The sequence below is a fragment of the Burkholderia sp. L-4 genome (assembly GCF_056856535.1).
In genome coordinates this window covers 2,355,659-2,375,561 of record NZ_JBXEOX010000002.1, presented here as the reverse complement: position 1 = coordinate 2,375,561, position 19,903 = coordinate 2,355,659, and the positions used below count along the sequence as shown (strand labels likewise).

The window sequence follows — 19,903 nt, the reverse complement described above, 5'->3', positions numbered from 1 at the left end:
ACGACGATGGCACAACGAACCTATCCACGCCGCCGTGCCTGCCGCGCGATTGCGGTTCTGTCGATCGCGGTCGTCATCGTCGCGGGGCAGGGGTGCAGCCATCCTGCGTTTGTCCCCCGATCCACGAGCGACCTGGCATTGCCGGCCACCTTCATGGGGATGAGCGTCCGCTCGACCGATCGCGACGAGGCCGGCATGCCTGTCGAACGCGACCCGCGCTGGTGGCGGCACTTTGGTTCGTCGGCGCTGGATGCGCTCGTCGAGCAGGCGATGCGGGACAGTCCGTCGATACGGAGCGCGGAGTCGCGGTTGATCGAGGCGACGAAGTATCTTGCGGGACAACAGGGTGCCAGTCGCTATCCGCAGGTCGACGTCGGCGCGTCAGCCAAAAGGGAGCAGTTGAATACTGCGGCCGCCGGTCTGCCGATGATTCCCAACCCGTCCCCGTTCATGCTGTACAACACGAACGTGAGCGTTCGATACGATTTCGATTTCTTCGGCGCACAGCGCCATCGGGTCGAGGCGAAACGGTATGAAGCAGCGCTGAGAAGGCATCAGGCCGACGCCGCGCGCTTGACACTGGTCAGCAATATCATCGCTGCGGTGGTCCGGGAAGGGCGGCTGCGTGACGAAATAGACGTGAACGACGCAGTGTTGCGGAACCGGCGAGCCGTTGGGAAGATGCTGCGCGAACGGCATGAAATCGGCAGCGTCGCGCATCGGGAAACGATCGATGGCGATTCGGACGTCGATCGAATCGAAGCGGAACGGGCGGCATTGCATGCGGAACTGCTGAAAATCCGGTTTCAACTCGCGGCCTATGCCGGTGTTCCATCGCCCGAGTCGCTGCCTCGGTTTCGCCTGGACGACTTGCAATTGCCGCAAGACTTGCCGTCGACGGTGCCGTCGGGGCTCGTGCGGCAACGGCCCGACATTCTCGCAGCGGAGGCGCGCCTGCATATTGCCGGCGAACTGGCCGGCATCGCCACGGCCAATCTTTACCCGCGGATCGAACTGGGGGCGAGCATCGGGTCGTCGCCGCTGGCGCTCGGTCAGTTGTTTGCCGGCGGCGCGACGATCTGGAATATCGGTGCCCAGCTTGGCGCACCGGTTTTTCGCGGTGGAGAATTGCCTGCCGCACGGGATGCGGCGATCGCCGCCTACGATGCCACGTTCGAGGACTATCGGACGGTCGTGCTGGGCGCGTTGCAGAGCGTCGCCGATGCGATGATCGAAATCGATCGCGACGCGATCGCGCTGCAAGCGCGTCGAGCGGTCGCGCAACGGCAACGGACCGTTCTGGAGATGACCCGGCGTCAGTTCGAGAACGGCAGTTCGGATCGGCTTCATGTGCTGCGCGACGAGTATGCATATGATCTGGCGCGGCTCGAGATGATTCGCGTTCGTGCGGCCAGGATGGCCAGTACGGTTTCCTTCTTTGCCGCCGTCGGTGGCGATGCGTATCGTCGGGATTGACTGCCCGTGCGCCGAGCGGGCGTCGGAGTGGGTGACCGCCGGGATGCAGGCCGGGCGGTTCCGTCCCGCGTCAATGCCGAGGCGAGACAGGGCAAGAACCTCCGTTACGCCATCCCCCCGCGTCAGCGCATCGCGGTCGGGGCGGGATCGGCGCGTCCATGATCGGCACGACGAAATCCTCGATGTCGCTCGTGACGACCCACGTATGCCGGGCGTGCGCGGCGACGTCGCGAATCCGCTCGCCGCTTCCGGGATCGACGATCAGCGCGATCGTGTTCTGTTTCGTCATGAGCGTTCCCCGTTGTGGTTACCCGGTCGACACTGTTTCACGCGTACCGGTCAATCGGGACGATACCCGGGCGATTGCGTCACGCATCGCCATTGGCTTAAGATCGACGGGAGTTCACCACACGCGTCCAGCACCAATGAAAAAAAGCATGAGCCTGCGGGTCGCCGTCATCGCCTCGGCTGTTGCGGTATACAGCGTCTACATGCACATCGACCAGCTGATCAGCGGCTGCATGTGGGTCAGGGGCCGTCAGCGCTGCAGTTTCGAAAACAGTGCGAATTTCGAAGGCTGGATGAATCTCGACTTGCTGGTCACGTGCTGCTGGGTCGCCGCGGCGGTGGTGGGCTGGATTTCCGTCGCGCAGGTCGCGAAGAAGCCGGAGTAGCGGCGTGACGTACGTGCCCGATTGGATCGGTACGAAATGTCGGCTTGTCTGGCTGAATCTGTCAATCCGTGACAACGCGTATTCGTCGAGCGGCAGCGGGGGCGCGCTTCGTCCTTTCGAGCGGGTCATGAATCCGTGACCGGTCGATAGCCGGCGCGATCGTGGCGATCCCTGGCGAGAAGCGTTGCATCGCGCGCTGCGCGAAGGGAGGTTCCCATGCAGTTTCCGACGGGATCGGTGGTCGCGCTCAGCTCGGCCTCCGCGACGATGTTCTCGATGGGCATGCTGTTTCTCGGTTACTGGGGATTGCACGAACCGCTGCCCTGGCGGTTCGGCGACTATGTCGTCGTGGTGCTCGCGCTGGCGGGCTTCGCCTGTCTCGCGTGCGTGCCGTTTCTCGCCACCTCGCCGATGAAGACCCCCGGTGACGAATCTCGGATGCTCGTCGCACGGCGCGCGTTTCTGGGCGGCGCGAGCGCGGTGTGGTGTGCGATCGTCGCGTCGTTGCTCGTGTGACGCGACGGGGCGGAGACAGCGACCGGAATGCCGATGCGCACGCGGTTCGATAAGTCATATATGAGGCGCGGAAACACCGATTTAACGCGGGCATTCCTGCTTTGATTTCCCCGATAGCGTGCACTAGATTCGAAGCGTTCATGTGTCACAGAGCGCGAGGTGGAGCCATGACGCCGTGGGAGATTCAGGGCACCGAAATGATCAGCTGCAATTGCTCATACGGTTGCCCATGCCAGTTCAATGCGCTGCCGACCAACGGCAACTGCGAGGCGATGGGCGCGATTTCGATCGACAGCGGTCACTACGGCGACGTGGTGCTCGACGGTGTCCGGATCGCGGTCGTGTTCCATTGGCCGGGCGCCGTCCACGAAGGTCACGGAAAGTGCCAGCCGATCGTCGACGAACGCGCCAGCCTGGCGCAGCGCGATGCCGTGCTGAAGATCATGACCGGTCAGGATACCGATCCGTTCGCGACGATGTTCTCGGTGTACGCGTCGACGCTGGAGCACGCGTTCGATCCGATCTTCGCGAAGATCGATTTCGACGTGGATGTCGATGCCCGGCGCGGCCGGATTCACGTCGATGGCGTGTTCGACCTCGCGGGCGACCCGATCCGCAATCCGGTGACGGGCGACGCGCATCGCGTGCGAATCGACCTGCCGCACGGTTTCGAATACGAACTGGCCGAGATCGGTTCGGGCACGGGGCGCTCGCACGGCAACCTCGCGCTGAATCTCGACGGCACCTATGCGCAGTTCGCGCGGCTGCACCTGAACAATCACGGACTGATCCGGCATCGCGTCGCGGCATGACTCCGCTCGGCATCTGGCTCGGGCGCGAGCGCGTCATCACGCTGCTCGGCATGGCCGCGCTCGTCGCCGTGTGCTGGTTCTACCTGTGGACGGGCGCGGGTACCGGCATGTCGGCGCTGGAGATGACGACGGTCGCGCTCTTTCCGCATCGGCTCGCGGACGACCCGGGCAGCATGGAGCCGTCGCTGCCGACCGTGATCGTGATGTGGTGGGTGATGATGATCGCGATGATGACGCCCGGTGCGGCGCCGCTCGTGATGCTGTACCGGCGCGTGTTGCGGCATCGCGGCAACGGGGAAGCGGGCTCGGCGTTCACGTCGGTGTCGCTGCTGGCCGGTTATCTGACGGCCTGGCTCGCGTTTTCGATCGGCGCGGCGTGGCTTCAGGCACTGCTGCAGCCGGCGGGGTTGATCTCCGCGATGATGCTGTGGTCGAAGAGCGCGGCCCTTTCCGCGTTCGTGCTGGCGCTGGCCGGGCTCTATCAGTTCTCGCCGCTCAAGCGCGCGTGTCTGCGGCAATGCCGCGCGCCGGCCGCGTTCCTGGTCGCGCACTGGCGTCCGGGCGTCGCCGGCAGTTTCCTGCTCGGCGCGCGCCATGGGGCGTACTGCGTGGGCTGCTGCTGGCTCCTGATGGCGCTGCTGTTCGTCGGCGGCGTGATGAACGTCGTGTGGATTGCCGCGTTGTCGCTGTTCGTGTTTGCGGAAAAGATCCTGCCGGGCGGAGAACGTGTCGGCCGCGCGCTCGGCGTCGTGCTGATCGTGTGGGCCGGCGCGACGTTGCTGGTCTGATCGTCCGCGGCTGGCGCCAGCGGCCGTGTACCGGCCGTGATGGTGCTCGCACCGGCAACGCAGCCATGTCAACGGGAGACGATCGATGAAGATCCGCTTTCATGCCGCTGCCGTCTTGTGTGCGGTGGCAACCGTTGCGATGCCGGTATTGGCCGCCGGCGACATGGCCGGCATGGACATGGGCGGCAGGAAGATGGCGGCACCGGACGCCGCGCTGACCGATGCCGAGGTGAAGAAGGTCGACACCGGGCGCGGGATGGTCACGCTTCGGCACGGCGCGCTCGACAACGTCGGGATGCCGGCGATGACGATGGCGTTCAAGGCCGGCGATGCGGTGACGATCGGGGCGCTGCGCGCCGGCGACAAGGTCAGGGTCCGGATCGAGCGCGTGGACGGCGTGCTCACGATCGTGAAGCTGGTGAAGGGTCCGTGACGACGGGCGGTGCGGACAGGTTCGCCGCGGGCCGACGATGCGCGGCCCGGCATGCTTTCGCCATTCATGCTACGTAACGCAAGGCCGATGTTACGTCCGCGTTGCCGGGACGCAGGTGCGGATCGGCAAGGTCGAGCCGGCGCCGAAGCGATGCGCCGTACCCGAACGCGCCGCCGGCAGGTCATCGCGTCCCGATCGAAAGACTGTGAACGGGGCCGACGGAAATGGCACGGTAGATGCTTGATGGAAGGATCGCGCTGAATAGCAGACGGGGGCTTCCATGCAACATCCATTCATCAAGGCGAATGTCGCGTTCGCCGCCATTGCCGCGGCATGCACGCTGGCTGCGTGTGGTGGCGGAGACATCACGGCACCGCCGCTGGCCGGCAACACCATCGGGACGAGTACCAGCGGGACGACCAGCGGTACCAGTGGGTCGAGCGGTTCGAGCAGCGGTGGTACCAGCGGGTCGAGCGGTTCGAGCAGCAGTGGTACGAGCAGCAGTGGCACGAGCAGCAGTGGCACGAGCAGCAGTGGTACAAGCAGCAGTGGTACGAGCAGCAGCGGCACGAGCAGCAGCGGCACGAGCAGCAGCGGCACGAGCAGCAGCGGCACGAGCAGCAGCGGCACGAGCAGCAGTGGCACAAGCAGTAGCGGCACGAGCAGTAGCGGCACGAGCAGCAGTGGTACGAGCAGCAGTGGTACGAGCAGCAGCGGCACAAGCAGCAGCGGCACAAGCAGTAGCGGCACAAGCAGTAGCGGCACGAGCAGTAGCGGCACGAGCGGCGCGCCAGGCACGAACGGCATCATCAGCTCCGTCGGCGGGATCGTGATGGACGCGGGCACCACGCTTGCCGGCGTGACCCTCCCCGGCGTCAGCAGGGGCGTCACCGTCGGGCCTGCCGACACGGTGACCGGTGTCGGCACGATCATCAGCCAGACGTCGAACGTCGTGAGTGCCGGTCTCGGCCAGATCGGCATCGTACCGAACCCGGTCGGCACGACGGTCGCTGGCCTCGGCAACATCGTCGCGTCGACCAGCAACCCCGTCAGCGGCCTCAGCGAAACCGTCAAGGCGCTCGGTACCGGCCCGCTCTCGCCGCTTTCACCGCTTACGACACCGATCAGCGGGCTGCTCGACACGGTGTCCAGCGGTTTGAGAACGGGCGGCACGACGCTCGGCGCGGCGTTGTCGTCGGGCCCGGTCCAGCAGGCGACGCAGGCGATCAGCACGGCGATCACGCCGCTCGTGACGACGGCGGGCCAGCTCACGCAGCAGGTCGGCACCGCCACCGGCCTCGGGCAGCCGGTGGCCGGCCTGCTCGGGCAGGTCGGCGCGGCGGTCACGTCGGCCGGATGGAAGGTGAGCGCCGCGTCGCCTCAGCCGCTCGTCGGCGGCGTCGGCACCCTTGTCCGGGCGGTCGGCAACACGGTTACCAACGTGGGCGGCCTCGTGAATCCGGGCGGCGCGAACGGCGCGGTGCCGATCTCCGGGCTGGTGACGAGCGTGGTCGGCGGCATCCCGGCGACCGTGCACGATGGTCCCGCGACCGGCACACCGGCGGGTGGTCTCGCCAATCCGCTTGCGCCGGTGACGTCGCTGGTCGGAGGCCTGCTCGGCGGCCTGGCCGGCAAGTAGCCGGTCTGCGTCGATCGCGGTGGCGGACAGCCGGCCTGTCATTGACAGGCCGGCTGGCGCCACGCGTGACCGGTCGATGGCGTTCGACGCGCGGCCGGTCGTCTGGCCCTGATCGACGCATCATCCGCGCGTGTCGCCGAGCTTCGATGGCGGTCGTGCGAGCCCGCGCGCCGGCAGCGGCGTCGACATCATGATCGACGTGCGCGTTTCGCCGTACAGGTTGATGCGTTCGATCAATTGTTCGAGATGGGTCATGCCGATCGCGACGAGCCGCATCACATACGAATCCGCGCCCGTCACGTGATGGCACTCGACGACTTCGGGAATCGTCTCCAGCAGCTTGAGGAACTTCGCTTTCGCCGGCTGCGGCACCGTGATGCCGATCAGCGCGCTCACCGGATAGCCGGCCGCGGCCGGATTGATCCGCGCCGTATAACCCTCGATGACGCCGGCCGATTCGAGGCGCTTCACGCGCTCTGTCACCGCCGGCACCGACAGGTGTACCTGGCGCGCCAGTTCCGTATAGCTGATGCGGCCGTTGGCCTGCAGCAGCGACAGTACCTTCCAGTCCAGATCGTCCATTGCGGCGGAGTTTTTAAGGTAGAGCCGCCATTTTTCCTTAAAAACCGCATTCAGCGGTGACCGGACTTTCCCTACGATGCCTGTTCAACCCGTGGATGCCACAAGGAGCAGGCGATGCTGTTCATCAAGTCCGTCGTGATGGGGCTGTCGATCGCGGTGCCGGTCGGCCCGATCGGCATGCTGTGCATTCAGCGCAGCCTGAGCCGGGGTTTTCGGGCGGGGTTCGCGACGGGCATCGGCGCCGCGTGCGCCGATGCGATCTACGGCCTGCTCGGCGCGCTGGGCATCGCAGGCATCGTTACCGCGTTCCCGATGCTGACCGTCGGCCTGAAAATCGGCGGCGGCGCATTTCTCGTCTGGCTCGCGTGGACCATCTTGCGTCAGCCGCCGGCCGAGGCGGCGCTGCAGCGCGACCTGCCGCGTACGACCGTGCTGCGGGATTTCCTGACGACGTTCGGCCTCACGCTGTCGAACCCGATGACGATCCTGTCGTTCGTCGGGATTTTCGCGGCGCTCGGCCCGCTGTCGGGCACGCCCGGCAGCTCGGTCGGGCCTGCCGTGGCGTGGATGGTCGCCGGTGTGTTCGTCGGCTCCGCCGCGTGGTGGCTGTGCCTGAGCAGCGCGACCGCCGCGCTGCGCACGAAGCTGTCGCTCGCGTTCATGCACGGGCTGTCGCGCGTATCGGCGGCCGTCATCGCGGTATTCGGCGCGGTCCAACTGGTCGCAGGCGCGCGCGCGATGATCTAGGCGTCGTTCGACCGGATGGCGTCGATCGTCGTCCGGATATGGGCGAGCAGTTCGAGCATCACCGTTTTCCGAAAGTACTGGTTCATGCGCGTGCTGACGACGACATCGGCCGGCAATGCATCGATCGCACGCTGGACCGACGGCAGATCGTCGATGAGGCGTGCCGGCGCATCGGGCGGCCACCGGTCGAGCGCCGTGGCGATTTCGTCCGGCCAGAAACCGAACGCGTCGATGCCGCAGCATCCGGCGACGCAGTTCGTCTCCAGCGCATCGAGCAACGGCATGACCGCGGTCAGATGCGGGTCGATTTCGACCGCGCGCCCCTGGCCGCCCGCCAGATCGCCGACTTCGATCCAGCGATCCTTGCCGATGCTGATGTCGTCCTTGTGCGGTTTTCCGTTCATCGCCGGCTCAATTCAAGGCCCGGAAACGGGCATGCATGAAGCGTGCGATCTCCCGGGTGAGTTCGATATCCTCCGGCGCGCCCATGAACCCGCCGTGCGGCATGCCTTCGAACACATGCAGTTCGGTCGGCACTTGCGCGCGCCGCAACGCGCGGTGCAGGCGAACCGCGTTCGACAGGAACAGGTCGCGCGTACCGCTCTGGATGAACGTCGGCGGGAAGCCGGCCGAGAAATCGCCGAACAGCGGCGACAGATACGGATGCGCGAGATCGGCGCCGTTGGCGTAGAGCAGGTTGTTCGGCATCAGCGACGCCGGCAGCACGACGTCGACGAGCCGGTTGGTCTCGAAGCTGTCGCCGGATTCGGTCAGATCGGCTTCCGGCGACAGCAGGACGAGCGCGGCTGGTAGCGGCAAGCCTTCGTCGCGGGCACGCAGCACCATCGCGGCCGCGAGATTGCCGCCGGCCGAGCGGCCGCCGATGACGATGTTTTCCGGCGCGTGGCGCGCCAGCACGAACGCATAGGCCGCGATGCAATCGTCGAGCGCGGCCGGATACGGATGCTCGGGCGGCATGCGGTAATCGACGCCGTAGCAGCGAACGCCCAGGCGGTCGGCATGCATCTGCGCGCCGGCGCGGCATGCGGCGCCGCCGCCGACGATCAGCGCGCCGCCATGCAGGTCGATGTACGCGCATTCGTCGGAAGCGGCCGCTTCGGGCGTCGCGACGTGGAGGTCCACATCGCCGGCCCGGATCGTCTCGACGCTCGAACGCAGATGGCCGGCCAGTTGCCCGACCGCGGCTGTGTAATGCGCGTCGGCGGCCGCCTTCACGCGCATCCACGCGTCGACATCGTCCGGCGCGGGCATCACGTGCAGCGCATTCAGCGGCACGCCGTCGTCGCCGACCAGGCGTTGCAACGCGGCTCGCGCTTCGTCGCTGATCGAGGTGGGGAAGGGCACGACGCGGCTCGGCAGCACGACGCCATCGGGTTTGTCGTTCATCGCTTGAATTCCATCAGGCCCGTCATGCGGCCGAAGGCCAGTGGCGCAGCATCACGTCGAGCGCATCGAGGCTGCGCGACCACGATGCGTCGGAATCCGGTGTGCCGTGCGAGAAACCGCCGGCGCCTTCGAGCGTCACGTAGCCCATGAAGAAGCCGCCGAGCAGGCGGATCGCATGGGCCTGCTCGGCTTCCGGCAGGTCGTAGCTGCGCAGCACGGCCGAGGTCATCCTGACGAGCCGCCCGCCCGCGCTTTCGGCGGCGCGCTCGGGGCTCACCGGATGGCGCGCAGCCGCAAAGCGACCGGGGTGTGCGCGCGCATAGTCGCGATAGACGTTCGCGAGCGCGGTCAGCGCATCCTTGCCGGTGCGGCCGGCCAGCGCATCGGCGGCGCGATCGGCCAGCTCCTGCAGCGCGAACAGCGCGATCCGGCTCTTGAGATCGTCGAAACTCGGGACATGGGAATACAGGCTGGCCAGCTTGACGCCGAAATGCCGCGCGAGCGCCGCGCCGGTGAGCGGCTCGAAGCCGGTTTCGTCGGCGAGCCGCGCGCCGGCTTCGACGAGTCTGTCTACGGTAATGCCGGCACGCGCCATGACGAATGCTATGTGAATTAGTCAAAAAACTAATTCTATTAGTTTTTGCCGCGAAGTCAATTTCCCGTACGGTGCCGGCCATGCCGATCCGCCCCGGCGCCCGCGACGCAGGCGCCGGCGCGACCGGTCGTCAGAACGTGTAGGTGACCTTGCCGAACGCCGTGCGGCCGAGCGTGTTGTAGCCGTACGCGGTCATGTATTGCCGGTCGAACAGGTTCGACAGCGACGCCGACACCGTCAGGTGCGAATTGATCCGGTACGACGCGCGCAGGCTCACCGTCAGGTACGACGGCAGATACGTCGTGTTGGCCGGATCGTCGAACGTCGTGCCGCCGTAGAGCAGCGATGCGCCCGTGCTCAGCGCGTGGAGCTTCAGTTCGTCCCACGTGTGGTCGACGCTGAGGCTGACCGTCTGGCGCGGCCGGCGGTTGAGCCAGGTCTGGTTGGTCTCGTCCTGCGGATTCAGGAGGCCGACGGCCAGACTCACCGGCGTCGAGCGGCCGATCGTCCCCTTGTACGACAGGTCGATGCCGCGAATGTGCGAACGGCCGATGTTCATCGGCGAGAACGTTGCCGGGTTGTACGCGATCAGGTTGTTGACGTGCGTGTCGTAGACCGCCGCCGAGAACGTGCCGTACGACGTGTTCGCGTCGAGCGCGGCCTCGACCGACGTGCTGCGTTCCGGGCTGAGGTTCGGATTGCCGTAGCCGGGGTAGTACAGGTCGTTGAAACTCGGCAGGCGGAATGCGTTGCCGTACGACACGCGCGCGGTGTAGACCGGCGTGATCGCCCACGACAGCGCGGCGTTGCCGGTGTTCACGCCTTGCCCGGCGATGATCTCGCGACGCCCCGCGAGGAACAGCGTCACGCTGCCGAGCGTGGCCGACTGATGCAGCGAAAACGCCGAGTCGTTGCGCGTCGGTATGCCGCCGGGCGCGTCGATCGGCAGGAATGCCTGTTCGCGCGTGAAATCGTAGGCGAGCTTCGTTTCGCCCGACAGCGGCAGGCCGAACAGGCGGAACCCGTGCGCCTGATGGGTCAGCGACGTCGACGTGCTGATGCGCTGCGAATTGATCTGGTCGGTTGCGAGGGCCGGATTGTCCGCGTAGATGAACTGGCGGTCGTTCGCATAACCGAACGACTGGTCGAACTGCGTATCGGGCGTGATGTCGAGATGAAATGCGATGCCGGTCGTCAGCTGGTGATCGAGCTCGCGATTCGCATAGCCGCTGTTGTCGTAGGACAGGTCGGAGCGGTGATACAGCGCGAACGTCGAGATCGACCAGTTGTCGCGCGCATAGCCGAGCCGCGCATCGAGATCCTGCGCGTGATACGGATTGCGGCCGGCTTCGTGACCGTAGAAGAAGGGCCGCGTCGCATCGATGCCGGCCGTGTTGTAGTCGTGCAGCCCCAGCGAGTAGGTGACACCGCCGAGCGCGGCCAGCGGCCCTGTCGACGGCAGGGTGCCCGACGTGCGGAACTGCGTGTCGAACGTCTTGTTCGATCCGCCGCCGAACGACACGGTGGTCTGGTTCGGCCGGTTGGCGGCGCGGCGCGTGAAGAGCTGCACGACGCCGCCCATCGCGTTGCTGCCGAACGATGCGGCGGCCGGGCCCGAAATCACTTCCACGCGTTCGAACGCGTCGGCCGGCAGGTCGGCCCACGGCGCGATGCCGGTGGTCGGCGAGCCGATCCGGATCCCGTCGATGAACACGGCGACCTGGCTGGCCGACGAGCCGCGGATGCTGACCGACGCGGACGAGCCGGGGCCGCCGCTCTGCGAGACGGTCACGCCCGGCAGCGTCGCGAGCGCCTGCGTGATGCTCGGGTCGGTCGACGACAGCCGGTCGAGATCTTCTCGCGTAAGCACCTGCGTCGACGCATAGCGCCGGTCGAACGATTCGGGCAGGTGCCGCGTGTCGGTCACGCTGATCGTCGGCAGATCGGCGCCTTCCGCGGGCTGGGCGGGCGGCTGGAGCGCGGTATCGCCGGCGGCGTGGGCGAGCGGGGTGAGCAGCGCGGTGGCGGCGGATGTGGCGAGCAGGTAACGAAGGTTCATCAGACAGCGAGAGAAAGCGTGTGGCGCGTAGGGCGGTCGCGAGCGAAGGGCGACCAGGTTGCGCATGCCGACGGCGTGTCGGCGCGACGCTTGCGGCAGGGAAGCGGATTCGGGAACGAAGGACATCTGACGGATCCTGAGGTCGGGTCGTCCATGCAACGGGCGACCGCCAACGGCGGCGCTTGCGCATCGGGACACCCCGCCCGGTGCGGCTGCTGGACCTCGGGTCGATGGCAGGTCTCCTGGCTCGCGGGTCGTCATCCGTGCGGACCTTCCCGGTTTCCCAGTGGCGCGCAGTGGCACGGATTCGCCGCTCACAGTTGCGGGGGCAGCCGCAGATTCGAGTCGTTGCCCGTCCTGCGTTCCCTTTTGATCCCATCGCTGGGAACCATCAGCGCGCAAGGGTAATGGCGTGCGCTCCCGCACGTCAATTGCCGCGCCGCGCGAGGGTGCGAAAAAACGTCATTCTCCGGCAAGCGCTTTCCGAATCCTTTCGCTTGTGTGTTGGTGTCGCGTTTCTCGTCTGATGAATCGGGAGGGGCAAGCGGCATGCGAGCCGCGTCGTATCGAACGCGAAACCGTAGGTTGTCCGGTCGACGTCAGCCGGCGCGTTGAGCAGCCCGGGCAGCGGCACAGCGTCGTCGCGGCGCGGATCGCCGAGCCGCATGCCGGTCGGTCGCCGCGGTTGCACGATCGGCCAGCCGAACAGCTGCAGATCGCGGAACAGCCCGCACCGACGACATCCTCGCCGCACGCGACCCGTCGCTGCCGGCGTTCTGATTGCCGGCGGGGCCGGGCGCGGCAGCGGCGCCCGGCGCGCGCCGTTACATGTGCGTGCCGGCGTGCGCGCGGCCGCCCGGGTCGCCGCCCCGATCGGGCGGCGTATTGTTCTGATCGATCTTCGCGAGCACGAAGCCGGCGTGCGGCAACGCGCCGGGCGAGCGGTGCATCGCCTGCGCGACGACGTCGTGCGGCGATGCGGCGGGGAAACCGGATGACGTCGCGCCCGGTTGGGCGAACGCCGGAAGGGAGGCGACCGCCAGGGCGGCGGCGACGATCGCGTGCGTGTTCATGGTGGCTCCTTCACGACTGACTGCGGGCAACGTCATCAGTCTAGGGCGCGAAACTTAACGCGTCGTGAAGGTGCCATGGCGCACGGATGACAGGATGTTCATGTGCGCCGCGACGCTTAGGCCGGCGTCGACACCAGTGCGCAGAAGTTCTCGAGATCGACGTTGCCGCCGCTGATCACGACGCCCACGCGCTTGCCCTGCAGCGCGTCCTTCATCCGTCGCACGGCGGCGAACGCCAGGCAGCCGGTCGGCTCGACGACAATCTTCATACGGGTGGCGAAGAAGCGCATGCAGTCGATCAGCTCCGCGTCGGTCGCGGTCAGGATGTCGTCGACGTCGCGGCGGAGGATCGGGAACGTCAGGTTGCCGAGGTATTGCGTCTGCGCGCCGTCGGCGATCGTGCGCGGCGTGTCGATCCGCACGATCGCGCCGGACCGGAACGATTGCTGGCCGTCGTTGCCGGCTTCGGGTTCCACACCGTACAACTTCGCGTGCGGCGACAGCGCGCGGGTCGACAGCGCGGTGCCCGACAGCAGCCCTCCGCCGCCGAGCGGCGCGAACACCGCGTCGAGCGGGCCGACTTCGTCGAACAGTTCCTTGGCGGCCGTGCCCTGGCCGGCGATCACGTCCGGATGGTCGTAGGGCGGCACCAGCGTGAGTCCGTGCCGTTCGGCAAGATCGCGCCCGATCTGCTCGCGGTCCTCGGTGTAGCGATCGTAGGTCACGACGTTGCCACCGTAGCCACGCGTCGCGGCCATCTTCGCGGCCGGCGCATCCTGCGGCATCACGATCGTCGCGGGAATACCGAGGATGCGCGCCGACAGCGCGATCGCCTGGGCATGGTTGCCGGACGAGAACGCGACGACGCCGTGGCGGCGCTGTTCGGCGTTGAAACGCGACAACGCATTGAACGCGCCGCGGAACTTGAAGGCGCCCATGCGCTGCAGGTTCTCGCACTTGAAGAACACCTGCGCGCCGAGCGCTTCGTCGATCGTTCGCGACGTCATCACCTGCGTGCGGTGCGCATGGCCTTCGAGCCGGGCCGCGGCCGCGGCGACGTCGTCGTACGTGGGGAGGGTCGGAGAGTTCATGGTTGCTCGAGAGTCGGAAAGGTCAGTCAACTGGAAAGCAGGGCCCCGCGTCACTTCGCGTCGTTGTAGACGGTCGCGCGCGAGACGCCGAGATGCTGCGACACGATCTCCATCGCGCGGCGCACCTCGAGGAAGCCGTCGGCCTTCAGCGTCTGCAGCAGCTCGCGGCGCTGGTCGGTCTTCAACTCGCGCGGCGTCGTCGCGAGGCGCGTCGCGAACGCGTCGATGCGCTGCCGGATCGCGTCCGCCCCGGCCGGATCGAGCGTGTCGACGACGGCCTCGCCGTCCGTGCGGCAAAACTGGTTCAGCATGCCCTGGAAGCCGCGGAACAGCGTGACGTCCGCATTCAGGCACAGCGCGGCCACGTAGCGCCCGGTCGAATCCTTGATGCCGATCGACGTGCTTTTCGCGGTGCGGCCGTCCGCGAAGCGGTTCGGGTAGTTCGCGAGCACCTGCGGGAAATCGTCGTCGGCGATGCGGGCGAGGCCGAGTTCGGTCGCCGGATCGCCGACCGCGCGCCCGGACAGGTTGTTGTGGATCGCGAGGATCGCGTGTTCCGGCGTGCGCAGATCGTGTACGACGACCTCGGTGAACGGCGCGAACATCTCGCCGAGCCCTTCGGCGATGCGCTGCACCTGTTCGATCAGCGACGCCTGTTCGGACGACGGTGGCGTGCGGCGCGTGCTCATGCGTTTTCCCGGGGCGACGGGGCGTCGGCCGTTTCCGGCCGCGTGATGTCGGCCAGCAGCGGCCGGGCGATCCGCACGTAGTCGGCCGAGTCGAGCACGACCGAGCGGTCGAGGCGGCCCGCGTTGAAGGCGATCTCCGCGTTGCGTTCGACCAGCGCGGGATCGACGACGAGCGTGACGTTCGCGTCGAATACGAACGGCGGCACGGCGCCCATCACGCAGCGCGTGACGGCGGCCGCGACATCGGGCGACGCGAGCGTCGCCTTGCGGCGGCCAACTGCCTCGGCAACCTTGCGGAAGTCGATCTTCAGGTGGCCCGGGATCACGGCGAGCGCGGTCGCGTCGCCGCCGTCCTTGAACGTGCAGAGCATGGCCTTCGCCCCCTGTTCGGGGCGCGTGCCGCGGATCGCGGCGATCACGTCGGATTTACCTTCCGCCGGATGTTCGAGCACGCGGAAACGTGCACCGGACGTATTCAGCAGATCGCACAGCGTGTCGAAAACGGGAGAGTCGTTCATGTCGCTCCGGGCGGGAAGGCCCGCATCGCCGCGCGCGGGGAGCGAGCGTGCCGCTCGCTATCGATGGATTGTCCAAGTATAGACGTTTTGTCATGAGATAGGGCAACAGCGGGTGCGCCCGTGCGGGGTCTTTCTCCAACTGCGAAAGGCCGTTTCGTATTGCGAAATCTCCGCGGAGTTCCCGTCGCGTCGCCTTTCCGCCGCTTGAAAACTTGTTTTGCATCGCAAAATCGATCTGCTATCTCATTGAAAAACAACGAAAATTTATATCTTATGTCTTATATAAGAGTTGGCCGAAAGCGCGCCGGACAGGATTAATATTGAGTCCATGCAGTTCGCTTCGTCACACGAAGCGGGCACGCTGAACCCTTTACTCAAATGCGCTTCGTTCCCAGGAGATAGACATGTCCCAATATCAAGACGACATCAAGGCAGTGGCTGGCTTGAAGGAGAACCACGGCAGCGCGTGGAACGCCATCAGTCCCGAGTATGCCGCCCGCATGCGTGCCCAGAACAAGTTCAAGACCGGCCTGGACATCGCGAAGTACACCGCGAAGATCATGCGCGCCGACATGGCCGCGTACGATGCCGATCCGGCCAAGTACACGCAGTCGCTGGGCTGCTGGCACGGTTTCATCGGCCAGCAGAAGATGATCTCCATCAAGAAGCACTTCAACAGCACCGAACGCCGCTACCTGTATCTGTCGGGCTGGATGGTCGCCGCGCTGCGCTCGGAGTTCGGCCCGCTGCCGGACCAGTCGATGCACGAAAAGACCTCGGTCAGCGCGCTGATCCGCGAGCTGTACACGTTCCTGCGCCAGGCCGACGCCCGTGAGCTGGGCGGCCTGTTCCGCGAGCTGGATGCGGCGAAGGACGCGACTGCCAAGGCCGCGATCCAGGAAAAGATCGACAACCACGTGACGCACGTCGTGCCGATCATCGCCGACATCGACGCGGGCTTCGGCAACGCGGAAGCGACCTACCTGCTGGCCAAGCAGTTCATCGAAGCCGGCGCCTGCTGCATCCAGATCGAAAACCAGGTGTCGGACGAGAAGCAGTGCGGCCACCAGGACGGCAAGGTCACGGTGCCGCATGAGGATTTCCTCGCGAAGATCCGCGCGATCCGCTACGCGTTCCTGGAACTGGGCGTGGACGACGGCGTCATCGTCGCGCGTACCGACTCGCTGGGCGCCGGCCTGACCAAGCAGATCGCCGTGACGACCACGCCGGGCGACCTGGGCGACCAATACAATGCGTTCCTCGATTGCGAAGAGCTGTCGGCGGATCAACTGGGTAACGGCGACGTCGTCATCAAGCGCGACGGCAAGCTGCTGCGTCCGAAGCGCCTGCCGAGCAACCTGTTCCAGTTCCGCGCCGGCACGGGCGAAGCGCGTTGCGTGCTCGATTGCATCACGTCGCTGCAGAACGGCGCCGACCTGCTGTGGATCGAAACCGAAAAACCGCATATCGCGCAGATCGGCGGCATGGTCAGCGAGATCCGCAAGGTGATCCCGAACGCGAAGCTGGTGTACAACAACAGCCCGTCGTTCAACTGGACGCTGAACTTCCGTCAGCAGGCGTACGACGCGATGAAGGCCGAAGGCAAGGACGTGTCGGCCTACGACCGTGCGCAGCTGATGAGCGTCGAGTACGACGAGACCGAACTGGCCAAGCTCGCCGACGAGAAGATCCGCACGTTCCAGGCCGACGCGTCGCGTGAAGCCGGCATCTTCCATCACCTGATCACGCTGCCGACGTACCACACGGCCGCACTGTCGACCGACAACCTGGCCAAGGAATACTTCGGCGACCAGGGCATGCTCGGCTACGTGGCCGGCGTGCAGCGCAAGGAAATCCGCCAGGGCATCGCCTGCGTGAAGCATCAGAACATGTCCGGTTCGGACATCGGCGACGACCACAAGGAATACTTCAGCGGCGAAGCGGCGCTGAAGGCGGCAGGCAAGGACAACACGATGAACCAGTTCTCGTAATCGCCGGTCCCGCAGCACGACGCCAGCCCTTCGGGGCTGGCTTTTTTTTATTCGCTCGATTCCCGCGCCTTGGCCGCGCATGGCCTTCAAGACGTACTGGCCCGTCCACTACATCGATCTGGTCGAAATCGACGAAGCGTCCGCAGCTGTCCATCATGTCAGCCACGTTGCGCTGGAACGGCGACGTTCCGCACGTAGCGGAAATTGTCCGGCGTATCGATCGCGACGCGCGCGTGATGACCGTGCCACACGTCGCGAACGTGCCGCTGCAGCGTGTCGGCCTGCCGGACGAAATCGCGCGCAACGCTGTTCCTCGCGCGTGATGACGTGTCGTATCGCAACGGCGCCGGACTGGCCGTCGACGACGGGATGGCGGCGGGCGCGTATTACCCCGGATTGCCGGGCGCGCCGTTTTGAGCAGGGGCGTGCGCCGGGCATTCGACCGGGATGTTTGTGTGCGCAACCTAATTCAGGGTTTGCCTGAGTAGCGAAAACGTGAATTCGCCGGGCCTGCATGCGCGTTTTTCATGTGCGCGGCCAGCGGGCCATTTGTTCCGTTTTCACCAAACCCTTGCCCGACGGACGTTTCGTGCGATTCGTCCCCGGCCGCGCTCGGACCGGCGCAGCCGACATGACCTGCCGGCAACGCATGTACCCGCGCATCGTCACAATTGTTTCTTGTTGCAACGCAACGCCCGCCCAATATCGGCGATGGTATGCTGACCGGCATGGAAGTTGTAAGGCAGGTTGCATGCATGGCGAAACTCGCGTTCGCATCTTCTAACGAGACATCACATCCTCTCGCCCGCCTCGCGGCATCGACACGCGCCCCGCGCGCGTGCTCCGCGTCGCGCGTTGCTGCGACCTGCGCGCCGATCGCATCCCCCATCTCGCGGGCTCGCCCGCATCCCCATCCTCGCCCAATAATCTGGAGACATTTCCATGTCGCAAAACACCATGGCCGAAGCGACGCACGGCCCGCTGATCGCTCCACCGGCTTTCGTCAAACATCCCAAGCTGATCGACTGGGTGTCGCGCATCGCGGCGCTCACGGAGCCCGAACGCGTCGTGTGGTGTGACGGTTCGCAGGAAGAATACGACGCGCTGTGCCAGGCGATGGTCGACCAGGGCACGCTCACGCGCCTGAACCCGGCGAAGCGCCCGAACTCGTATCTCGCGCAGTCGGATCCGTCGGACGTTGCGCGCGTCGAGGATCGCACGTTCATCTGCGCGGCCTCGCGCGACGACGTCGGCCCGACCAATAACTGGATCGAGCCGGCCGAAATGCGCGAGACGCTCAACGGGCTGTTCCGCGGCTCGATGCGCGGCCGCACGCTGTACGTCGTGCCGTTCTCGATGGGCCCGCTCGGCTCGCCGATCGCGCACGTCGGCGTCGAACTGTCCGACAGCCCGTACGTGGCGGTGAACATGCGGATCATGACGCGCATGGGCCGCGACGTATACGACGTGCTCGGCGAGGACGGCGAATTCGTGCCGTGCGTGCACAGCGTCGGTCATCCGCTCGAAGCGGGCCAGCAGGATGTGCCGTGGCCGTGCAACCCGGTCAAGTACATCGTGCATTTCCCGGAAACGCGCGAAATCTGGAGCTTCGGCTCGGGCTACGGCGGCAACGCGCTGCTCGGCAAGAAATGCTTCGCACTGCGCATCGCGTCGACGATGGGCCGCGACCAGGGCTGGCTCGCGGAACACATGCTGATCCTCGGCGTGACGTCGCCGGCCGGCAGGAAGTATCACGTCGCGGCCGCATTCCCGTCCGCGTGCGGCAAGACCAACTTCGCGATGCTGATTCCGCCGCAGGGCTTCAACGGCTGGAAGGTCACGACGATCGGCGACGACATCGCGTGGCTGAAGCCCGGCCGCGACGGCCGCCTGTATGCGATCAATCCGGAAGCCGGCTTCTTCGGCGTCGCGCCGGGCACCGGCGTGAAGACGAACCCGAACGCGATCGCGACGCTGACGAAGAACGTGATCTTCACGAACGTCGCGCTGACGGAGGACGGCGATGTGTGGTGGGAAGGGCTGACCGATACGCCGCCCGCGAAGCTGACCGACTGGCAGGGCAATCCATGGACGCCGGAGATCGGCAAGGAGACGGGCCGCAAGGCCGCACATCCGAATTCGCGCTTCACGGCGCCGGCCGCGCAGTGCCCGTCGATCGACGACGACTGGGAGAACCCGGCCGGCGTACCGATCGACGCGTTCATCTTCGGTGGCCGACGCTCGACCACGGTGCCCCTCGTGACCGAGGCGCGCGACTGGATCGAAGGCGTGTACATGGCCGCGACGATGGGCTCGGAGACGACCGCCGCCGCGGTCGGCCAGCAGGGCATCGTGCGTCGCGATCCGTTCGCGATGCTGCCGTTCTGCGGCTACAACGTCAGCGATTATTTCGCGCACTGGCTCAAGCTCGGCAAGCAGCTCGAAGCCGCGGGCGCGACGTTGCCGAAGATCTACTGCGTGAACTGGTTCCGCAAGGACGCGAACGGCAAGTTCGTGTGGCCGGGCTTCGGCGAAAACATGCGCGTGCTGAAGTGGATGCTCGATCGTCTCGAAGGCACGGGCGGCGGCGGCGAGCACGCGTTCGGCGTCTCGCCGGCGTATGAAGACCTGCATTGGGACGGCCTCGATTTCACGCGCGAACAGTTCGACGCGGTGACGTCGATGAACGCGGACGAATGGCGCGAGGAACTGAAGCTGCATGCGGCGCTGTTCGACACGCTGAAGCTGCGTTTGCCCGCTGAAATGACCGACACGATGAAGAAGATCGAGGCGCGCCTCGGCGTGTAACGATC

21 protein-coding genes and 1 riboswitch are annotated in these 19,903 nt (G+C 66.3%); of the genes, 11 read left to right on the top strand and 10 right to left on the bottom strand.

The window, feature by feature from the left end:
- Positions 1 to 6: 6 nt before the first annotated feature.
- The 6 genes from AC1VVG_RS27615 to AC1VVG_RS27590 all read left to right on the top strand — a co-directional run bounded on the left by AC1VVG_RS27615 (position 7) and on the right by AC1VVG_RS27590 (position 4,699).
- Positions 7 to 1,476: an efflux transporter outer membrane subunit gene (locus AC1VVG_RS27615; RefSeq protein ID WP_482836872.1), complete on the top strand. Its 1,470-nt coding sequence runs from the start codon at positions 7 to 9 to the stop codon at positions 1,474 to 1,476.
- Between the two features lie 425 nt (positions 1,477 to 1,901).
- The gene (locus AC1VVG_RS27610) at positions 1,902 to 2,150 is read left to right on the top strand and encodes a hypothetical protein (RefSeq protein ID WP_049036319.1); all 249 of its coding nucleotides are present in this window, start codon (positions 1,902 to 1,904) and stop codon (positions 2,148 to 2,150) included.
- A gap of 216 nt (positions 2,151 to 2,366) precedes the next feature.
- On the top strand, positions 2,367 to 2,666 hold the full coding sequence (locus tag AC1VVG_RS27605) for a hypothetical protein (RefSeq protein ID WP_034191297.1): 300 nt from the start codon (positions 2,367 to 2,369) through the stop codon (positions 2,664 to 2,666).
- 167 nt (positions 2,667 to 2,833) lie between these two features.
- Complete coding sequence (locus AC1VVG_RS27600; protein ID WP_049036321.1) at positions 2,834 to 3,478, top strand: DUF1326 domain-containing protein; 645 nt, start codon at positions 2,834 to 2,836, stop codon at positions 3,476 to 3,478.
- Entirely contained in the window at positions 3,475 to 4,266 is a 792-nt protein-coding gene (locus AC1VVG_RS27595; protein WP_034191299.1) for a DUF2182 domain-containing protein, read from the top strand. The genes AC1VVG_RS27600 and AC1VVG_RS27595 overlap by 4 nt, the downstream gene beginning before the upstream one ends.
- Positions 4,267 to 4,351: 85 nt before the next feature.
- On the top strand, positions 4,352 to 4,699 hold the full coding sequence (locus tag AC1VVG_RS27590; RefSeq protein ID WP_124669953.1) for a copper-binding protein: 348 nt from the start codon (positions 4,352 to 4,354) through the stop codon (positions 4,697 to 4,699).
- A gap of 90 nt (positions 4,700 to 4,789) precedes the next feature.
- Here the strand turns inward: AC1VVG_RS27590 and AC1VVG_RS27585 are convergent, their stop codons facing one another.
- Positions 4,790 to 5,509, bottom strand: a complete 720-nt coding sequence (locus AC1VVG_RS27585; protein ID WP_482836870.1) for a hypothetical protein — start codon at positions 5,507 to 5,509, stop codon at positions 4,790 to 4,792.
- A gap of 22 nt (positions 5,510 to 5,531) precedes the next feature.
- Here AC1VVG_RS27585 and AC1VVG_RS27580 point away from each other — a divergent pair, with 22 nt between their 5' ends.
- Positions 5,532 to 6,338, top strand: coding sequence for a collagen-like triple helix repeat-containing protein (locus tag AC1VVG_RS27580; RefSeq protein ID WP_059556579.1), 807 nt, complete (start codon positions 5,532 to 5,534; stop codon positions 6,336 to 6,338).
- Positions 6,339 to 6,458: 120 nt separating this feature from the next.
- On the opposite strand, the gene AC1VVG_RS27575 is transcribed toward AC1VVG_RS27580, so the two are convergent.
- On the bottom strand, positions 6,459 to 6,920 hold the full coding sequence (locus AC1VVG_RS27575; RefSeq protein WP_034191303.1) for an Lrp/AsnC family transcriptional regulator: 462 nt from the start codon (positions 6,918 to 6,920) through the stop codon (positions 6,459 to 6,461).
- A 114-nt stretch (positions 6,921 to 7,034) separates the two neighbouring features.
- On the opposite strand from AC1VVG_RS27575, the gene AC1VVG_RS27570 reads away from it, so the two are divergent.
- Positions 7,035 to 7,667 carry a LysE family translocator gene (locus tag AC1VVG_RS27570; protein WP_034191304.1) on the top strand — a complete coding sequence of 211 codons (633 nt, stop codon included), beginning with the start codon at positions 7,035 to 7,037 and terminating at the stop codon, positions 7,665 to 7,667.
- Here AC1VVG_RS27570 and AC1VVG_RS27565 read toward each other — a convergent pair.
- The 8 genes from AC1VVG_RS27565 to AC1VVG_RS27530 form a co-directional block, all read right to left on the bottom strand.
- Positions 7,664 to 8,071, bottom strand: a complete 408-nt coding sequence (locus tag AC1VVG_RS27565) for a DUF6331 family protein (RefSeq protein WP_482836869.1) — start codon at positions 8,069 to 8,071, stop codon at positions 7,664 to 7,666. The two genes, AC1VVG_RS27570 and AC1VVG_RS27565, sit on opposite strands and share 4 nt — an antisense overlap.
- 7 nt (positions 8,072 to 8,078) lie before the next feature.
- Complete coding sequence (locus AC1VVG_RS27560) at positions 8,079 to 9,074, bottom strand: alpha/beta hydrolase (RefSeq protein ID WP_482836867.1); 996 nt, start codon at positions 9,072 to 9,074, stop codon at positions 8,079 to 8,081.
- Positions 9,075 to 9,096: 22 nt separating this feature from the next.
- Positions 9,097 to 9,669 carry a TetR/AcrR family transcriptional regulator gene (locus AC1VVG_RS27555; protein WP_069704728.1) on the bottom strand — a complete coding sequence of 191 codons (573 nt, stop codon included), beginning with the start codon at positions 9,667 to 9,669 and terminating at the stop codon, positions 9,097 to 9,099.
- Positions 9,670 to 9,799: 130 nt separating this feature from the next.
- A complete protein-coding gene (locus AC1VVG_RS27550) occupies positions 9,800 to 11,728 on the bottom strand; it encodes a TonB-dependent receptor domain-containing protein (protein WP_226252185.1) in 1,929 nt (642 codons plus the stop codon).
- Positions 11,729 to 11,943: 215 nt separating this feature from the next.
- Positions 11,944 to 12,136, bottom strand: a riboswitch (cobalamin riboswitch).
- A gap of 416 nt (positions 12,137 to 12,552) precedes the next feature.
- The gene (locus AC1VVG_RS27545; protein WP_034191309.1) at positions 12,553 to 12,801 is read right to left on the bottom strand and encodes a hypothetical protein; all 249 of its coding nucleotides are present in this window, start codon (positions 12,799 to 12,801) and stop codon (positions 12,553 to 12,555) included.
- Positions 12,802 to 12,917: 116 nt separating this feature from the next.
- Positions 12,918 to 13,892 (bottom strand): threo-3-hydroxy-L-aspartate ammonia-lyase, encoded by a 975-nt coding sequence (locus tag AC1VVG_RS27540; RefSeq protein WP_482836865.1) that lies wholly within the window; start codon positions 13,890 to 13,892, stop codon positions 12,918 to 12,920.
- Positions 13,893 to 13,942: 50 nt separating this feature from the next.
- On the bottom strand, positions 13,943 to 14,581 hold the full coding sequence (locus AC1VVG_RS27535) for a helix-turn-helix transcriptional regulator (protein WP_049034881.1): 639 nt from the start codon (positions 14,579 to 14,581) through the stop codon (positions 13,943 to 13,945).
- Complete coding sequence (locus AC1VVG_RS27530) at positions 14,578 to 15,099, bottom strand: YbaK/prolyl-tRNA synthetase associated domain-containing protein (RefSeq protein ID WP_049034883.1); 522 nt, start codon at positions 15,097 to 15,099, stop codon at positions 14,578 to 14,580. Before AC1VVG_RS27530 ends, AC1VVG_RS27535 begins: the two co-directional genes overlap by 4 nt.
- 404 nt (positions 15,100 to 15,503) lie before the next feature.
- On the opposite strand from AC1VVG_RS27530, the gene AC1VVG_RS27525 reads away from it, so the two are divergent.
- The 3 genes from AC1VVG_RS27525 (at position 15,504) to AC1VVG_RS27515 (ending at position 19,898) form a co-directional block, all read left to right on the top strand.
- Positions 15,504 to 17,090 (top strand): isocitrate lyase, encoded by a 1,587-nt coding sequence (locus AC1VVG_RS27525; RefSeq protein WP_034191313.1) that lies wholly within the window; start codon positions 15,504 to 15,506, stop codon positions 17,088 to 17,090.
- A 155-nt stretch (positions 17,091 to 17,245) separates the two neighbouring features.
- Positions 17,246 to 17,413 (top strand): hypothetical protein, encoded by a 168-nt coding sequence (locus tag AC1VVG_RS27520; RefSeq protein ID WP_420913111.1) that lies wholly within the window; start codon positions 17,246 to 17,248, stop codon positions 17,411 to 17,413.
- A gap of 619 nt (positions 17,414 to 18,032) precedes the next feature.
- Entirely contained in the window at positions 18,033 to 19,898 is a 1,866-nt protein-coding gene (locus tag AC1VVG_RS27515) for a phosphoenolpyruvate carboxykinase (GTP) (RefSeq protein WP_482836862.1), read from the top strand.
- Positions 19,899 to 19,903: the final 5 nt, after the last annotated feature.

Excerpts from the sequence above, each read along its gene's own strand:
- AC1VVG_RS27585 (WP_482836870.1), bottom strand. The coding sequence starts at position 5,509 with ATGATGCCGTTCGTGCCTGGCGCGCCGCTCGTGCCGCTACTGCTCGTG.
- AC1VVG_RS27555 (WP_069704728.1), bottom strand. The coding sequence starts at position 9,669 with ATGGCGCGTGCCGGCATTACCGTAGACAGACTCGTCGAAGCCGGCGCG.
- AC1VVG_RS27595 (WP_034191299.1), top strand. The coding sequence starts at position 3,475 with ATGACTCCGCTCGGCATCTGGCTCGGGCGCGAGCGCGTCATCACGCTG.
- AC1VVG_RS27600 (WP_049036321.1), top strand. The coding sequence starts at position 2,834 with ATGACGCCGTGGGAGATTCAGGGCACCGAAATGATCAGCTGCAATTGC.
- AC1VVG_RS27525 (WP_034191313.1), top strand. The coding sequence starts at position 15,504 with ATGTCCCAATATCAAGACGACATCAAGGCAGTGGCTGGCTTGAAGGAG.
- AC1VVG_RS27605 (WP_034191297.1), top strand. The coding sequence starts at position 2,367 with ATGCAGTTTCCGACGGGATCGGTGGTCGCGCTCAGCTCGGCCTCCGCG.
- AC1VVG_RS27615 (WP_482836872.1), top strand. The coding sequence starts at position 7 with ATGGCACAACGAACCTATCCACGCCGCCGTGCCTGCCGCGCGATTGCG.
- AC1VVG_RS27610 (WP_049036319.1), top strand. The coding sequence starts at position 1,902 with ATGAAAAAAAGCATGAGCCTGCGGGTCGCCGTCATCGCCTCGGCTGTT.
- AC1VVG_RS27530 (WP_049034883.1), bottom strand. The coding sequence starts at position 15,099 with ATGAACGACTCTCCCGTTTTCGACACGCTGTGCGATCTGCTGAATACG.
- AC1VVG_RS27575 (WP_034191303.1), bottom strand. The coding sequence starts at position 6,920 with ATGGACGATCTGGACTGGAAGGTACTGTCGCTGCTGCAGGCCAACGGC.
- AC1VVG_RS27590 (WP_124669953.1), top strand. The coding sequence starts at position 4,352 with ATGAAGATCCGCTTTCATGCCGCTGCCGTCTTGTGTGCGGTGGCAACC.
- AC1VVG_RS27515 (WP_482836862.1), top strand. The coding sequence starts at position 18,033 with ATGTCGCAAAACACCATGGCCGAAGCGACGCACGGCCCGCTGATCGCT.
- AC1VVG_RS27560 (WP_482836867.1), bottom strand. The coding sequence starts at position 9,074 with ATGAACGACAAACCCGATGGCGTCGTGCTGCCGAGCCGCGTCGTGCCC.
- AC1VVG_RS27540 (WP_482836865.1), bottom strand. The coding sequence starts at position 13,892 with ATGAACTCTCCGACCCTCCCCACGTACGACGACGTCGCCGCGGCCGCG.
- AC1VVG_RS27565 (WP_482836869.1), bottom strand. The coding sequence starts at position 8,071 with ATGAACGGAAAACCGCACAAGGACGACATCAGCATCGGCAAGGATCGC.
- AC1VVG_RS27535 (WP_049034881.1), bottom strand. The coding sequence starts at position 14,581 with ATGAGCACGCGCCGCACGCCACCGTCGTCCGAACAGGCGTCGCTGATC.
- AC1VVG_RS27550 (WP_226252185.1), bottom strand. The coding sequence starts at position 11,728 with ATGAACCTTCGTTACCTGCTCGCCACATCCGCCGCCACCGCGCTGCTC.
- AC1VVG_RS27570 (WP_034191304.1), top strand. The coding sequence starts at position 7,035 with ATGCTGTTCATCAAGTCCGTCGTGATGGGGCTGTCGATCGCGGTGCCG.
- AC1VVG_RS27520 (WP_420913111.1), top strand. The coding sequence starts at position 17,246 with ATGTCAGCCACGTTGCGCTGGAACGGCGACGTTCCGCACGTAGCGGAA.
- AC1VVG_RS27545 (WP_034191309.1), bottom strand. The coding sequence starts at position 12,801 with ATGAACACGCACGCGATCGTCGCCGCCGCCCTGGCGGTCGCCTCCCTT.
- AC1VVG_RS27580 (WP_059556579.1), top strand. The coding sequence starts at position 5,532 with ATGGACGCGGGCACCACGCTTGCCGGCGTGACCCTCCCCGGCGTCAGC.